Origin of the sequence: Allobosea sp. TAB14, assembly GCF_052113865.1 — a bacterium.
Lineage (GTDB): Bacteria > Pseudomonadota > Alphaproteobacteria > Rhizobiales > Beijerinckiaceae > Allobosea > Allobosea spartocytisi.
The window spans coordinates 1-14119 of the sequence record NZ_JBFRDQ010000167.1 but is presented as its reverse complement, the minus strand read 5'-3'; the positions used below and the strand labels follow the sequence as shown (position 1 = coordinate 14119).

Annotated in this window: 16 protein-coding genes; 9 read left to right on the top strand and 7 right to left on the bottom strand. The window is 65.4% G+C overall.

Features of this window, described 5'->3' with window-relative positions:
* Window positions 1-217 precede the first annotated feature (217 nt).
* The 6 genes from AB4Y99_RS21235 (at window position 218) to AB4Y99_RS21210 (ending at window position 6819) form a co-directional block, all read left to right on the top strand.
* Window positions 218-1651: a M24 family metallopeptidase gene (locus AB4Y99_RS21235; RefSeq protein WP_441524721.1), complete on the top strand. Its 1434-nt coding sequence runs from the start codon at window positions 218-220 to the stop codon at window positions 1649-1651.
* 36 nt (window positions 1652-1687) lie between these two features.
* Entirely contained in the window at window positions 1688-2917 is a 1230-nt protein-coding gene (locus AB4Y99_RS21230) for an ABC transporter substrate-binding protein (protein WP_441524720.1), read from the top strand.
* A gap of 97 nt (window positions 2918-3014) precedes the next feature.
* The gene (locus AB4Y99_RS21225; RefSeq protein WP_142020943.1) at window positions 3015-3926 is read left to right on the top strand and encodes a carbohydrate ABC transporter permease; all 912 of its coding nucleotides are present in this window, start codon (window positions 3015-3017) and stop codon (window positions 3924-3926) included.
* Complete coding sequence (locus AB4Y99_RS21220; protein ID WP_441524719.1) at window positions 3923-4747, top strand: carbohydrate ABC transporter permease; 825 nt, start codon at window positions 3923-3925, stop codon at window positions 4745-4747. Before AB4Y99_RS21225 ends, AB4Y99_RS21220 begins: the two co-directional genes overlap by 4 nt.
* 2 nt (window positions 4748-4749) lie before the next feature.
* A complete protein-coding gene (locus tag AB4Y99_RS21215; protein WP_441524718.1) occupies window positions 4750-5895 on the top strand; it encodes an ABC transporter ATP-binding protein in 1146 nt (381 codons plus the stop codon).
* A gap of 27 nt (window positions 5896-5922) precedes the next feature.
* Window positions 5923-6819: an ABC transporter substrate-binding protein gene (locus tag AB4Y99_RS21210; protein ID WP_191125145.1), complete on the top strand. Its 897-nt coding sequence runs from the start codon at window positions 5923-5925 to the stop codon at window positions 6817-6819.
* 35 nt (window positions 6820-6854) lie between these two features.
* Here AB4Y99_RS21210 and AB4Y99_RS21205 read toward each other — a convergent pair whose 3' ends face one another.
* Window positions 6855-7748, bottom strand: a complete 894-nt coding sequence (locus AB4Y99_RS21205) for a MurR/RpiR family transcriptional regulator (RefSeq protein ID WP_441524717.1) — start codon at window positions 7746-7748, stop codon at window positions 6855-6857.
* A 521-nt stretch (window positions 7749-8269) separates the two neighbouring features.
* Between AB4Y99_RS21205 and AB4Y99_RS21200 the strand changes: the two genes are divergently transcribed.
* The 3 genes from AB4Y99_RS21200 to AB4Y99_RS21190 all read left to right on the top strand — a co-directional run bounded on the left by AB4Y99_RS21200 (window position 8270) and on the right by AB4Y99_RS21190 (window position 9103).
* Window positions 8270-8689 carry an IclR family transcriptional regulator domain-containing protein gene (locus tag AB4Y99_RS21200; RefSeq protein ID WP_441524723.1) on the top strand — a complete coding sequence of 140 codons (420 nt, stop codon included), beginning with the start codon at window positions 8270-8272 and terminating at the stop codon, window positions 8687-8689.
* Complete coding sequence (locus AB4Y99_RS21195; RefSeq protein WP_441524722.1) at window positions 8659-8880, top strand: IclR family transcriptional regulator domain-containing protein; 222 nt, start codon at window positions 8659-8661, stop codon at window positions 8878-8880. Before AB4Y99_RS21200 ends, AB4Y99_RS21195 begins: the two co-directional genes overlap by 31 nt.
* Window positions 8881-8974: 94 nt before the next feature.
* On the top strand, window positions 8975-9103 hold the full coding sequence (locus AB4Y99_RS21190; RefSeq protein ID WP_441524716.1) for a hypothetical protein: 129 nt from the start codon (window positions 8975-8977) through the stop codon (window positions 9101-9103).
* A 482-nt stretch (window positions 9104-9585) separates the two neighbouring features.
* On the opposite strand, the gene AB4Y99_RS21185 is transcribed toward AB4Y99_RS21190, so the two are convergent.
* The 6 genes from AB4Y99_RS21185 to AB4Y99_RS21160 all read right to left on the bottom strand — a co-directional run.
* Window positions 9586-10065 carry a DMT family transporter gene (locus tag AB4Y99_RS21185; RefSeq protein WP_441524715.1) on the bottom strand — a complete coding sequence of 160 codons (480 nt, stop codon included), beginning with the start codon at window positions 10063-10065 and terminating at the stop codon, window positions 9586-9588.
* Between the two features lie 62 nt (window positions 10066-10127).
* Window positions 10128-10526: a DMT family transporter gene (locus AB4Y99_RS21180; RefSeq protein WP_441524714.1), complete on the bottom strand. Its 399-nt coding sequence runs from the start codon at window positions 10524-10526 to the stop codon at window positions 10128-10130.
* Window positions 10516-11328 (bottom strand): ABC transporter permease, encoded by an 813-nt coding sequence (locus AB4Y99_RS21175; protein ID WP_441524713.1) that lies wholly within the window; start codon window positions 11326-11328, stop codon window positions 10516-10518. The genes AB4Y99_RS21180 and AB4Y99_RS21175 overlap by 11 nt, the downstream gene beginning before the upstream one ends.
* 42 nt (window positions 11329-11370) lie before the next feature.
* Window positions 11371-12333 (bottom strand): ABC transporter substrate-binding protein, encoded by a 963-nt coding sequence (locus AB4Y99_RS21170; RefSeq protein ID WP_370954293.1) that lies wholly within the window; start codon window positions 12331-12333, stop codon window positions 11371-11373.
* A gap of 102 nt (window positions 12334-12435) precedes the next feature.
* Window positions 12436-13428 carry an ABC transporter substrate-binding protein gene (locus tag AB4Y99_RS21165; protein ID WP_441524712.1) on the bottom strand — a complete coding sequence of 331 codons (993 nt, stop codon included), beginning with the start codon at window positions 13426-13428 and terminating at the stop codon, window positions 12436-12438.
* A 122-nt stretch (window positions 13429-13550) separates the two neighbouring features.
* Window positions 13551-14119: LysR substrate-binding domain-containing protein (locus AB4Y99_RS21160; RefSeq protein ID WP_441524711.1), on the bottom strand; the 569-nt coding region annotated here is incomplete at its 5' end.

Genomic DNA, 14119 nt, shown 5'->3' with positions numbered 1-14119 from the left:
GCGGGAGCCGACTATGAAGGAGCACCGCAGAATTCGCGGTATTTCCGGCCGGCGCGGTGTTCGACCTAGTTTCTTTTTTTCATGACCTCGCCGATTTTTTCCAAATGGCGTTTTAGCGGGCTCATTGCCGCGTCAAGCGGCATGATGTGAGCTTCACGCCCCCAGTTTTCATCGTAATCTTGCCTGACGGGACTATCGAGATTGCGGACAGATACTCATGAACCGGGCCGTCGTAAGTCTGAACTCTGCTGCAGGGATCGATGCGAGGCGCCTCGAGCGGCTTCTCGACGGGTTTGAGCCTAGCTTCATCTTTCAGCCGGTCGATCCGCTGCCGGAGGCCGAATATGTCGACCGGCTGCGCCGCATCCGCCGCGAGGCTACCGTCGCAGGCCACGATGTGACGCTGGTGCATGCCGACGGCATCGGCTGGTATCACGTCTCCAATTCCTACCTCCGCTATATCTGCGACTGGGCGCGGGAAGGCGTGCTGGTCATTCCGACCGATGAGGACAAGCCCCTCACGCTGTTTTCGTTCTTCTCCTCCTCGGTGTTGCTGCCGCCGGCCGGCGAACCGCTGCTGGTCGAGGACATCTGGCAGGTCGGGACCTGGGGGCGCGAGAGCTATAACCGCCCGGGCAGGATGGTGGATCGCGTCGTCGCGGCAGTCGCTGGTTTCCTGCAGGATCAGGGCTTCGCCCGCGCGCAGATCGGCACGATCGGCGACGCCACCTCCGCAGGGTACTGGAACGGGCTGAAGGCGGAGCTGCCGAAGGCGAGCTTCATCGCTGCACAGGATATCGTCGACCGGATGCAGCGCCTGCGCAGCCCGGCCGAGCAGAGGCTGGTGCGCGCCGCCGCCCAGCTCGCCGATATCGGCATCCAGGCGGCCTATCACGTCACCCGGCCGGGTGTGACGGATCATGAAATCTACGCCGCCTTCACCTATGCCCAGCTCGCCCGTGGCGGCGAAAGCGGCGATGGCTACCAGATCGGCATCAATCGCTGGGGCACGGCTTGCGGCAAGCCCTACGGCCATGTCGTTCGCGATGGCGACCTGATCAATCTCTATATCTCCGCCACGACCTATCGCGGCTACAACGCGCAGATCGCGCGCATGATCGCGATCGGCACGATCACGCCGAAGCAGGAGGAGGTGCTGGAGATGTGCGTGGAGGGCGTGCGCGCCGCGGCTGTGCGCGTCAAGCCGGGCGCGCTGGTTTCGGAGGTCGCGAACGCGTCCTTCGAGCCCTATATCCGGCGCGGCTATCTCAGCTCCGCCGACAGCCGCACCATGCCCTACAACTGGAACGCCAACGAGGACGGCTCGCCGCGGCTGGTGCCGCGCCAGGCGGTGCCGGACGAGGATTGGGAGCGGCAGGGGCGCCGGCTGATGCATGTCTATCCGGCGACGCTGGGCCCGCACAATCCCAATGTCGGCCATCAGGTCTCGATGCCGAAATTCACGCATTACAACATCGCTTCGAACAACCACGACCGGCTGGAGCCGGGCATGACCTTCGTGCTCCATTCGCAGTGGCTCGATCCGATGGTGGCCGGCTGCAATGTCGGCGACTGCTATCTCGTCACGGCCGATGGGGCGGAGAACCTGTCCTGCCACACGCCGCTGGAACCTCACCGGGTCAAGCTCTGAAAGCCAGCGCCTGCGCTGCAAAAAAGGATTGCGATGATGCTGACGCGCCGTAGCCTCGTTTCCGCACTCGGCGTGACCTGCGCTGCTGCCGCGCTCCCGGCGCGGGCACAAGCGAAGCCGGTCACGCTCGTCGTCGCCAATTCGCAATGGCTCGACGCCCTGCGCGGCAAGAGCCTCTGGGCCGCACTGCAGAAGTACCAGCAGGTCGCGCCCCATGTGACATTGCAGCAGGAGGCGATCCCCTCGGCCGATTTCAACGACAAGATCACGACCGAGCTCGGCGCCGGGCAGGGCCCTGACATCGCGTTGATGCAGGAAGGTCTGTTCTTCTCGCTCGCCGATGCCGGCTTCCTGGTCCCGCTCGACAAGGCGGCCGAGGGCATTGCGCTCAACGTCACCAACGAGCAGGGCGTCTTCAAGGGCAAGCGGCTGGGCGTGGCCTGGCAGCGCGCTCCCTATGCGCTGATCTACAACAAGAAGCTGGTCGAGGCCGCCGGCGTTGCGATCCCCCGCGACATCGACGGGCTGATCGCCGCCGCCAGGGCGATCCAGGACAAGACTGGCGCGGTCGGCTTCTCCTCCCGGCACCAGATGGCGGATTTCTCCGGCTGGTTCATGGATTTCCAGAACTGGGCCTATGGCTATGGCACCAACTGGGTGGACGGCCAGGGCAAGCTGACATTGAACACCCCCGAAGCGGTCGCGGCTGTCGCGGCCTTCAAGAAGGTCTATGACGCCAGCATCGTGCCGATCGGCGATGACATGCCGACCCAGCGCATCCGTTTCAAGCAGCGCCAGATCGGCCTCAGCATCGACAATAGCGGCGGCACACTCAACATCGCGTCCGGAGGGCCGCTCGCCGCCGGCGATGTCGGCGCCGCCGCCTTGCCCTTCCCGCAGCCGGGCGCCTATCAGCAGATATTCGTCGGCATCTCCCGCCATTCGAAGAACCAGAACGAGGCACTTGCCTTCCTGTCCTGGCTTCTCGGCCGCGAGGGTCAGCAAGCCTTGCGCGAGGCATCCGGACCGGACACGCTGGCGACTGACGTGCCGCTGACCGACGCCTTCCGCGCCGCCAATCCCTGGGCCGACACCTTCGCCGCGCTCGCACTGAAGGCACGCAGCACGCTGATCCCGGGCTACGAAACCAAGACGCCGTCGATCATGCGTCTGGTCATGGAGGCCGTCGAGAAGGTGATCGTCGCGGGCGTCGCCCCGAAGACCGCGCTGGACGAGGCCCAGAAGCAGGCACTCGCGCGCTTCTAGGACGGGTAGGGACGCAGGCCTCTCACAGGGCGCGCGACAGGCGAAGGCAAAGCAGCAAGCCGAGCGACGAAACGGTCGCGGGGAGGGGCGTGAATCGATGTCCGCAAGGGCGCTATCCGCAGCGAGGCCGTTCGGCACGAGGGCTCTGCCCTACGCCTTCATTCTGCCGCCGATCACCTATCTCGGCCTGTTCATGTTCTGGCCGCTCGCCCGCCAGATGTGGATGAGCCTGACCAATGCCAAGCTCGCCACGCCGAACGAGGGAGACTTCGTCGGACTGGCGAATTACGCGCGACTGATCGAGACGCCCGCCTTCTATGCCTCGCTCAAGGCGACGATCCTCTACGCGAGCTGCGCCGTCGTGCTGGGCGTTGCGCTAGGTGTCGTCTCAGCCTTCGCGATCAACCGGCCCTTCCGCGGGCGGGCGGTCATCCGCGCGGTGCTGCTGTTCGGCTGGGCGGTCCCGAACGTCGCGGCAGCGCTGATCTGGCTGTGGATGTTCAACGAACGCTCCGGCGTTCTCAACCAGATCCTGACCGGCATCGGCCTTTCGCGCCTGCGCTGGCTGACCAGCATCGACTGGGCGCTGCCTTCCATCCTCCTGGTCACGATCTGGCAGGTGGCGCCCTTCGTCATGCTGGTGGTGCTGGCGGCGCTGCAATCGGTGCCGGAGGAGGTGCGGGAGGCGGCGCGCGTCGACGGCGCCGACCCGCTCAACGTCTTCCGCGCCGTGACCTGGCCTCACATCCTGCCGGCGGTGCAACTCGCCAGCCTGCTAGTGGCCGTGTGGTCGATCCGGCGCTTCGATATCATCTATCTGCTCACCGGAGGCGGTCCGCTCGGCAGCACCTCGACGCTGGTGGTCCGTATTCGCCAGACCGCCTTCGAGGCGCATGAACTCGGCATGGCGAGCGCCTATGGCGCCGTCGGGCTCCTCCTCGCCCTTCTCATTGCCGCGATTCACCAGACGGTCGACAGGCGGCGCGCACGCTGGATGGCGGATCGATGACATCTCTGGGCAAGCTTCCACGCTTTCTGCTCATCGGGCTGCTGGCCGTGCTAGCGGGCTTCCCGGTCTACTGGATGGCGACCACGGCGCTGTCCGACCAGGAACAGCTCTATGTCGGCCGCCAAGTGCCCTGGCCGCAGCTCGGCAATCTCGGCAGCCTGCTCGCCGCGATACGGGAGGTGCCGGCCGGGCGCTGGATGGTCAATTCGCTCGTCATTGCCGCCGGCACCACGGTGGTGAGTCTGCTGCTCGGCTCGCTGGCGGGCTATGCGCTCAGCCGCTTCCGTTTCCGCGGGCGCGGCCTGGTCGGCTTCCTGCTGTTCATGACGCAGGTGGTGCCCGAGGCACTGATCCTCGTGCCGCTCTATGCGATGTTCATCACGCTCGGCCTGCTGAACGATCTCGCCGGCCTGGCACTGGCCAATGCGGCTTTTTCCCTGCCGGTCGCCACCTTCATTATCAAGGGTGCCATCGACACGGTGCCCTACGAGATCGAGGAATCGGCGCAGGTCGACAACTGCCCGCGCTTCGGCATCCTCTGCATGATCGTGCTGCCTCTTGTGGCGCCGAGCCTCGCCGCGGCGGCCGTCATCGCCTTTTTCGCCGGCTGGAACGAATATCTCTTCGCCTCGACCTTCCTGATGAATCGGGAGCTCTGGCCGGCCAGTGTCGGGCTTGCCTCCTTCATCGGGCAGTACGAGACGCCGCTTTCGGTGGTCATGGGCACGGCGCTGCTGTTCAGCCTGCCGGCGATCACCTTCTTCCTGCTCATCCAGCGCCGCATCGTCTCCGGACTGACCTCCGGAGCCGTCAAAGGATAGCCATGCCGGAACTCGTTCTCGATAAGCTCTCGAAATCCTTCGGAGAGGCCACGATCATTCCCTCTCTGTCGGCTTCGATACCGGACGGCGAGTTCCTGGTGCTGCTCGGCCCTTCGGGTTGCGGCAAGTCGACCCTGCTGCGGATGATCGCCGGCCTGACCGAGATCTCGTCCGGAGAGCTGCGTTTCGACGGGACAAGGGCGAATGACTGGTCGCCGAAGCAGCGGGGGATAGCCTTCGTCTTCCAGTCCTATGCGCTCTATCCGCATATGACGGTGCGCGGGAATATCAGCTTCCCGCTGATCATGGACGCTTTCCGGCCCTGGCATCATCTGCCTGTGCTGAACTCCATCATGCGCCGGCGCCTGATGCGCAGCCCCGACATCGCGCGGCGAACCCAGGCCATCGCCCGCCAGCTCGAGCTCGAACCCTTGCTGGAGCGTCGCCCGGCGGGGCTATCGGGAGGGCAGCGCCAGCGCGTGGCGCTCGCCCGCGCGCTCGTCCGCGATCCCTCGGTGTATCTGCTCGACGAGCCGCTCTCCAATCTCGACGCCAAGCTGCGCACGCAGATGCGCGCCGAGATATCCTCGCTCCACCACAAGGTGGGCAAGACCTTCGTCTACGTGACCCACGATCAGATCGAAGCGATGACGATGGCGACGCGGATCATCATCCTCGACCGAGGCATCGTGCAGCAGATCGGCACGCCCGACGAAATCTACGCGGAGCCCGCCAATACATTCGTGGCCAGGTTCATCGGCTCTCCGGCGATGAACCTGATTCCCGTCGTCGCCGGCAGGGGCCGCCTGACCGTGCCGCCCTCCCTCGGCTTCGCCTATGCCGGCCCGGTGCCGGGCGGAAGCAAGCAGATCCTCGGCATCCGCCCGGAAAAGCTGCGGCTACTCCCCGAAGGCGAAGGGGCGCTTCCGGCGGAAGTCGCAGTCGTGGAAAGCCTCGGCGCCGAGACGGTCATCGGCTGCCGGCTGCTCACGGGCGCGTCGGAGGAGCATTTGCTCGACCACGACCTGATCTTCGTGCGCATGCCCGGCGTGCGGCGCATCGCGATCGGCGCACGCTGCACGCTCGGTTTCTCGACCGAGGATGTGACCTGGTTCGATGCCGAAACCGGCCGACGCCTCACGGTCTAATCTCTCCAGCCAGCGGGATTTCCTGCCATGCAACGCTTCCACATCAGCGCGACCGGCCACAGCCTGAACTATCTGCCGGAATATGTCGCGGCTCGACAGGGGTACTTCGCCGAAGAGGGCCTCGAGGTCACGGTCAGCGTGCCCAAGCCCTGGGATCTGGTGCTGGACGAGCTCGGCAACGGCACGGCCGATGCCGTGCTGGGCGGCATCTGGGTGCCGTCCATGTTCCGCGGCCGGGGCAAGCATTACGTGCCTTTCGCGCAGATGGCGGCGCGCGCGCCGCTCGCCCTCCTCGGCCGCCAGCCGAGAGCGTCCTTCTCCTGGCGTGACCTGCCCGGCAAAGTCATCGCAATGAAGGGCAGCAACGGTGCGAGCGTCGGGCTCTTCGTCAAGCTCCTCCTGCGCGAGAACGGTATCGACCCCCGCGAGGTCGGCTTCATCCAGGATCTCGACGGCGCGATGCTGTCCGACCTGTTCCGCGGTGGCATGGCCGACTTCCTGGCGATCGACTATCCCAACGCCGCGGCGCTTGAGCTCGCCGGCGTCGGTCATGTGGCCGCCCCGCTCGCCATCGTCGGAGGCGACGTGCCATGGAGCGTCTACTACGCCGAGGGCGAGGCTTCCCCCGAACGGCTCGACCGCCAACGGCGCTTCATGCGCGGCCTCGGACGCGGCATGGAGCAGGTGCTTGCGCATGATGCCCGCGAGATTGCGGAGTTTCTGGCACAGGCCTTCCCGCGTCTTTCGCCCGATCTCCTCGTCCGCCTCACCAACGAATACCGGGCTTGCGGCATGTGGACGACGCCGCGCATCGATGCCGCCAGCTATGAGCGTTGGCAGCGCGGCATCGCGGACGGTCATTTGACCGCAGCTCCGATCCCCTACGACGCACTGATCGACGCGCGCCCGGCTGCGCCGGCCTGAGGGCCCGCAGCAAGACGGCTTCGGCCGCGGCCCGCCTAGCGACGCGGATCGAGCTTCGGCGTCGCGACGTCGTCGAGCAGGCTCACCAGGCTGTCGACGCGCCGGAAGCGCGCCAGGCTGGCTTCCCCCGACGCCGCCGCGACGCTCCATGCCAGGAAATTGATGATCGGCACCGCCGCGACGAAGGAGTTGAAGGGGGAGGGCGACTGGCAGCGGCAGCGCAGCACGTGATGGGCGGCGGCAGAACGCTCGTCGATGCTGAGATCGGTGATCAGTACGGTGATCGCCCCGCTGGCCGCCGCCTCGGCGAGAATCACCGGCAGAAGTCGGGGGCGCCTGCGAAAGGCGATGACCATGAAGACGTCGCCGGGAGCGATCGAGGCGATCTCGTGGGAATAGGAGGCTCCGCCGGCAGGCAGGACCTGGACGTCGTCCTTGACCAGCGTGAAATAGTGAGCGGCGTGATGGGCAAGCCCGTAGCCGCTGCGCAGGCCCATGATCCAGAGCCGGCGCGCGGCGACGATCGCCTCGGTGATCTGGACCAGTGCCTCCTCGGACAGGGTTGCCGCCGTATCCCGGATATTGACGAGATCAGACTCGATGACGTGCTGCAACGAAACCTCGCTGGACGGCGCCCGGTCGGGATCGGTGAGGCCGGCGCGCGGMGAACCCCAGAGCTGGTCGGTTCGAATCTGGTGCTTGGCCGCCGGGACGGAGGTGTATCCGAGGGCTCGGAACAACCGCGCCGCCGTTGCCTTCGAGACCCCGGCCATCCCTGCGAGTTCGCCCGCCGTGAGGTCTGAAATAGTCATCTGATGGCGCAGCAGCACATCCGCGAGCCGACGCTCGGACGGTGTCAGGCCGGCATAAGCAGCAAAGATGCGTGCTTCCAGCGAGCGGGGGAGCGAGGAAGCATCCGGTTTCGTCATGGAGATATGAGTACCGATCAACCGCGATGGTCCTCAACGTTGCATCGTAAACCGGCCGTCTCGTCAACGGCACGATCATGGGCATGGGTCGGGATGATGTGAGGAACCGCTGCTCCGGTCGCAAACCGGCGTCTCAATCCGGCGAAAAGTGAAGCTCGCGGTTCGCGACGGCTCCATTCTAGGTATAAACTTACGTCTCGCCGCGTACTCCACTCATAATCCAATTACGGTTCACCTTGGYCCCAGGATCCTGGGATCAAAATGTGTTGGTCTTCGCGGCGGAAATCCGGCGAAGACCGCAGAAGCAGCGTGGTGCGCCCGCACGGCATGGCGGCGATGTCGAACGACCCTGTGCATGCCGAAGTCACTCGCATTCATCATCGCGATTTCGCCGTCTCTTTTCACCCGACGGGACTTTCGCCATCATCGGCTCCAATCAGGCTTGGTGATTGGACAGTCGGTAGAACGGCCGAAACGACGGGGTTTCCGCTGGTGTCCGGCCAAGCCAGGAACAACTCGGCCTGGGTGCTTTCGGCGCCCGCCAACGGCCGCAAAGTCACCTCAGCCGGACAGCAAGCAAGAGCGCCGCCTCGCTCGAACACACACGCTTCCTGACGCGCGGCAGCGATGGCAATTTTCGCTTCGGGCCTGAACTTTGGCGGCTCGGCTCGCTCTATCGACGTAGCTTCGATCTTGGCGAGTATGTCCGTCCGACTCAACGCGCTTTGGTCGAGGCCACACAGGAGACGGCTTCATTTTATATCCGCGACGGCGATCAGCGCATCTGTGGCTATCGGCTGAATTCGCCGCGCTCGGCTCGGCATCATCTCGATGAGGGTGTTCGCCTGCCGCTTGGCCGCGGGGCGACGAGACGCGTCCTGCTCGCCTTCACCGAGCCGGCGACGCGTCGCTGCAGGCAATCCGGGACGCCGGCCACGTGATCTCGCGCGGCGAGCGCGATCCGGAGGTCGCGGCAGTATCCGCCCCGGTGATCGACAGCACCGGGCATCTGCGCGGCGCCCTCTCGCTCTCGACGCTGATGAGCCGCTTCGACGCGGCGGCCGAGCGCAAACTGACCGATGCCATCGTGCCTGCGGCAATGCATCTCGTAGCGCGGCTGCCGGCCGAGTGAACACCCGCACGCAAACTGGACAGCTGGCGGAGACTTTTTGGCCATACCAACCCTCACGACGATGACGAACGCGTCACTTCCGGACATTGGCTCGTTGATCAGCTACGGGCTAGCCAATGGGCAGGTGATGAACCTCGTGTTCCAGCCGGAAATATTCGCGAAGCTCGAGGCCATGCTGGCCAAGGCTAATGAGGCGCAGGCTGAGGTTGCACCGATCCAGTAGGGCGGCAGCGGGCGTGCCCTCCCGCGCGCGGTGGGTTCATCACCAACACGCCCTTCCCGAAAATAGTCCCTGAGGGTGCAAAGCGCAGTCAGGCGAAGGTGTTCCCAGGTTCCCGCCATTTTGTCCTGGAGCGCAGCGGCTTGCTTGGCCGCGCTGGGCTTCCTCTTCGGGCTAGGCTCCCAGTAGGCAGGCTGATGCCTACAAACGTGGGGTGAAGGTAATGCTTCCGAACGTCCAATCGTCCGCGGCAGATTTTCTCCATCGATAAGAGACCCGGACGTCCATTTCGGCGTGAAATCGAAAGGGAGGAAAGATGTGGTCTTCGATACGGAAAGCTCGCCTTCCTGCTCCTCTTCCTTCATACGCTGCTTCATTGCCCCGAAGGCCTGGGACAGCCGATGTCCGGCGCGCCGGGCCCAGTCATGCGTGTCCACCGCCATTCGAGACGATTCCGCGTCGCGATAGGCGAATGATGAGCGCAGCTACGATCCAGTTCCGCGCGGCGCGGCAGTGACGAGCCAAATGCCGACGGTGATGATGGCGAAGCCTGCGAGGTGGAACCAGGTGATCGTCTCGCCGAGCACGACGAAGCCGAGCAGCGCGCTGCTCGGTGGCAGAAGGTGCATGAACATGCCGGTCTTACCGGGGCCGAGCGTGGCGACCGAGCGGTTCCAGAAGATATAGGCCAGAACCGACGGGAAGATCGCGAAATAGAGGAGCGCTCCGGCAATCGCCGCGGTCGGCGCGAAGCCGCCCTGTGTGCTGTATTCCCAGCCGACGCCCGGGAGGTGGAAGAGGACGCCAAAGCAGACGGTGACGCCGAGAAGCGCGATCGGCGGCAGCCCTGCCGGCCGCCAGCGGATCAGCACGGTGTAGAGCGCCCAGCAACTCATGCCGGCAAAGACCAGGAGGTCGCCGCCGTTGAGCGCGAGCCCGGCGAGCCTGTCYCCCCGGCCGATCACCAGGACGGCCCCGCAGAGCGAGAGCGCGATGCCGGCGAGCTGTCGTGGCTTCAGCGTCTCCCTCAGGATGAGATAGCCAGCAGGAAGGTGACGACGGGGAGCAGGGAATTGACCAGCGCCGCGTTGGCTATCGACGTGTAGTGCAGCGCTGCATAGACGAAGCAGTTGAACGCGGTCACGCCGATCGCGCCGAGCAGCGCCAGGAACGGCATGTTGCCGCGGATGCGTGGCCAGGAGTCGGCGATGGGCCGCCAGCAGAACGGGGCCAGGATGAGAAGCGCCAGGCTCCAACGGCAGAACGACATCTGCACCGGCGGGATCGCGTCGCGCATCAGCCGCGCGATCAGGAAATTGCCCGACCAGAACAGAGGCGGCAGCACCGCCAGCCAATAGGCCGAGGCGGGCAGCCCAGCCTGTTGCCTTGCGGTGAGGGCAGGGCCGCCGGCAGGTTCAGTGCGCATCGGAATGCCGCCGGGTGGCGCGCAGCTCGACATAGCGCCCGAGCACCGCGTTCACGCCAACGGCCAGCAGGAAGACGACGATCAGCAGGGCGTACATGCGCGGCATGTCGAAGGTCGCGTAGGTCTGGATCACCGCATAGCCCAGCCCCTGATTGGATAATTTGGTCTCCGCCAGCAGCGTGCCGATGATCGCGACCCCCAGCCCGATGCGCAGGCCGTTGATGACCGGCGCGCGCATCGCCGGCAGATAGATCTTCGCGATCATCTGGCCGACATTGAGCCGGAAACTGATGCCGACCCGGATCAGCACGGTGTCGATCTCGCGCATCGCGGCGGCGACGCTGATCGCGACCGGGAAGAACGAGGATAGCGCTCCCATCGCGACCTTCGAGCCCGGCCCGACACCGAACCACATGATCAGGAGCGGAAAGAAGATGATCTTCGGAGTCGGCCCGAGATAGTGCAGCAGCGGCTCGTAGGCACGCTGCAGGAAGCGATTGCTCCCGAGCAGGATGCCGACGGCGACCCCTGCGCCGCCACCGATGAGGATGGCGAGCGCGACCTCGCCCGCGGTAACGCCGAGATTGGCATAGAAGCTCGGCTCGATCAGGAGATGGGCGAGCGCGCCGACGATGAGGAGCAGCGACGGCACGACGTCGCGATAGAGCAGTCCCGAGCGCGCCGTGACCTCCCAGAGCGCCAGAATCGCGACGATGATGCCGATCCGCGTCAGCAGCACGGCTCGCGCCTGGCTCATCTTTGCCGGGTGGGCATCTGTCCGCCCGAGGATCGCTGTCGTCATCGCGCCATCACTCCTGGTCGATGGGGCCACCGGGAGACGGGCTCATTTGCGCGGTGGGATCTGGATCAGCTCGCCGAGCTGTTCCTTGGTCAGGGGCTGGGCGGTGTATTTGAGCGCAACCGCGTCGGGAACGATTTCGTCCAGGCCGACGATCTTGTCCGGGTTGAGCGCTTCCTTGGGGAAGAAGTCGTCCCGCGTGCGCCTGGCGATGGCCTCCGGGATGCCGACGAAATCGGCATAGGCCTTGATCGCGGCGTCGCCGGAATACATGGCATCGATGGTCTCGCGATAGGCGGCCATGTAGCGGTCGATCAGCGCCTTCTTGTTCTGCAGTGTGGCGGTGTTGACGATCAGCAGGCGGACCGTCTGGTTCTTGAAGGTCGAGGAGTCGTTGCCGGTCGCGACGACGCGGATTTCGCCCTTGTCGAGCTGCGGCAGGCCGAAGGGTGGCGCCGCCCARCCGACATCGATCTGGCCGGACATCACCTGGGTCAGCGTCGGCGCCGGACCTCCGGTCGCCGTCGGCTTAATCTTGAGATTGTTCTCCTTGACGAAGGCGTTGACCACGCCATGGGTCGAGGAGCCGTTGGTCGAATAGGAGACCGTGCGGCCCTCCATGTCCTTCAGCGTCTTCACCGGCGAGTCGCTTTTGACATACCAGTAGAGATCCTTCGCGCCGGTGGTCTCCCCGCCGATAATGCGGATCGGAGCGCCCTTCGAAAAGGCTGAGAGCGCGCCCATGATGCCGCCGGCGACACCGATATCGACGCTGTTCGAGAGCACGGCCTGCTGGGTCTCGCCACCCCCTTGGGTGTAGAGCATCTCAAGCTCGAGATTGTGCTTCTTGAAGATGCCGAGCCTGGTGCCGACCTCGGAGATCGAGGTGTCCCAGTTGCCGCGCTGGCCGATCGCCAGCTTGAGCTTGTCCTGCGCGGCCGCCTCCTGCGCCAGCGACAGCGCGAAGCCGATCGCGGCGAGCGTCAACGTAACCGTCTTGAATGTCACGATCCGGTCCTCCCTTATCGCCAGCTCAGTGCGGCTGGCTTTGTCGTCGTCTTGCCTTCGCTTCTGCGGCGAAGTCGAAAGTCTGGCGGCCATCCGCCCTTGTCAGATCTTGAAGGCCTCCAGCGTGCTGGAATGAAAGAGATCCTCGACCGAAAGCCGCCGTGCCGACAGTCCCTGGCTGTGATGGGCCTCGAGGAACGCCTCCAGCGTATGCCGGTTGGGGCCGACACCATAGGACCAGAAATCCTGCCCCATAAGGGCGCGGGCCGCCTGCAATTGCTCCTCGATGAAGGGCAGCGTGACCTTGGTGGCGGAAGTGTCGGCGAGTTTGGCAAGCGCAGCCGCCTTCGACTGCTCGAAGGCCTTCAGCAAGGCGGCCGGCAGCCAGGGCTGCGCCTCGACGATGCTGCAGCGCACGCAGAGCACATGCATGATCGGGAAGATGCGGGTGCGGCGGAAATAGTCCGCGGCGGCGGCTGTCGGGTCCGGGAAGAGACGCGCGATCTTGGGATGGCCGGCCTCGAAGGYCGGCGGCGAGCGCGGCCCGATATAGCCGTCGATCTCGCCGTCCATCAGCATCTCGTTGAGCGAGCGATCGGCCGGTGCCTGCACGACCGTGATGTCCGGCGGCAGTTCGACGCTGATCTTCTCGGCGCGGCCAGGCTGCTCCAGGCCGCCACGGACCCAGGTCACCTCGGAAGGCTTGACGCCATAGTCGCTTTCGAGGATCGCGCGGATCCAGACGCAGGCCGTGAGCTGGTATTCCGGGCAGCCGATACGCTTGCCCCGCAGATCTTCGGGGCGGGCGATGCCGCGATCGGTCCTGATGAAGATGCCGGTGTGGCGGAACGCCCGCGACAGGAAGGCGGGCACGCCGACATAGGGGTTATCGCCGCGCGCCGTCTTGAGGGTGAAGCTGGAGAGCGAGGCCTCGCAGACGTCGAACTCGGCATGGCGGAAGGCGCGGAAGAAGATCTCCTCCGGCACCAGCTTCATGAAGACGGGGTCGACACCGTCGATCTGGACCGCTCCGTCGATGAGCGGGCGGTTGCGATCATAGTCGCCGATGGCGATGGACAGGCGCAAATTGGACACGCATTCCTCCCAGCCGGCGCGACATGGCGCGCCATCATTTTGTGGGAGAGTGCGCCGCGCTGGGCGAGGGCACAAAGACTTCCGCGAAATGAGAACAAGACGCGCGCCGTATGGCAAACGTTTCAGGTGCCGACGCGACGCGCGAGCGTGCCCAGGGATTCGAGCAGGTGATCGGTGACCGAAGCGAAAAAGCGGTCGACCGCCTCCTGCTGACGGAAGACCGGTGCGCCGCTGGGCCTGATCAGGTAGAGCGTCCGCTTCGGCGGCAGGTCCGAGATGCGCTGCATGGCAAGCTTTCCGGCCCGCAATTCCTCGATGGCCGTTCCATAGGGTATGATGCTCGCCGCCACGCCGCGCACCACGAGCGCACGCATGGCCGGGATGGACTGCGCCTCGTAGACGATGCGCAGCGGCAGCGAGAATTTCTCGGCCGCCGCCCTGAGCAGGCGCTGGACCATGTCGCGCTCGCCGGCCTGCACGAGATCGTGGCTCAGGGCTTCCGCGAGGGTCACCGTCTCCGGCAGCGGCCCGTCGCCCACCGGTCTGATGAGAATCAGCTCCTCCTCGAACAGCGCGGTCCGCTCGATCCCCGGGCGTGGCTCGTCGACGCCATAGGCGAAGGCGGCATTGAGCTCGCCGCGCTCCATCGCGGCGATGAGAACATGGCTCAGCTCCTCGACCAGGCTGAGCG

Coding starts and splice junctions, on each gene's coding strand:
- AB4Y99_RS21235 (WP_441524721.1), top strand. CDS start 218: ATGAACCGGGCCGTCGTAAGTCTGAACTCTGCTGCAGGGATCGATGCG.
- AB4Y99_RS21230 (WP_441524720.1), top strand. CDS start 1,688: ATGCTGACGCGCCGTAGCCTCGTTTCCGCACTCGGCGTGACCTGCGCT.
- AB4Y99_RS21225 (WP_142020943.1), top strand. CDS start 3,015: ATGTCCGCAAGGGCGCTATCCGCAGCGAGGCCGTTCGGCACGAGGGCT.
- AB4Y99_RS21220 (WP_441524719.1), top strand. CDS start 3,923: ATGACATCTCTGGGCAAGCTTCCACGCTTTCTGCTCATCGGGCTGCTG.
- AB4Y99_RS21215 (WP_441524718.1), top strand. CDS start 4,750: ATGCCGGAACTCGTTCTCGATAAGCTCTCGAAATCCTTCGGAGAGGCC.
- AB4Y99_RS21210 (WP_191125145.1), top strand. CDS start 5,923: ATGCAACGCTTCCACATCAGCGCGACCGGCCACAGCCTGAACTATCTG.
- AB4Y99_RS21180 (WP_441524714.1), bottom strand. CDS start 10,526: ATGCGCACTGAACCTGCCGGCGGCCCTGCCCTCACCGCAAGGCAACAG.
- AB4Y99_RS21175 (WP_441524713.1), bottom strand. CDS start 11,328: ATGACGACAGCGATCCTCGGGCGGACAGATGCCCACCCGGCAAAGATG.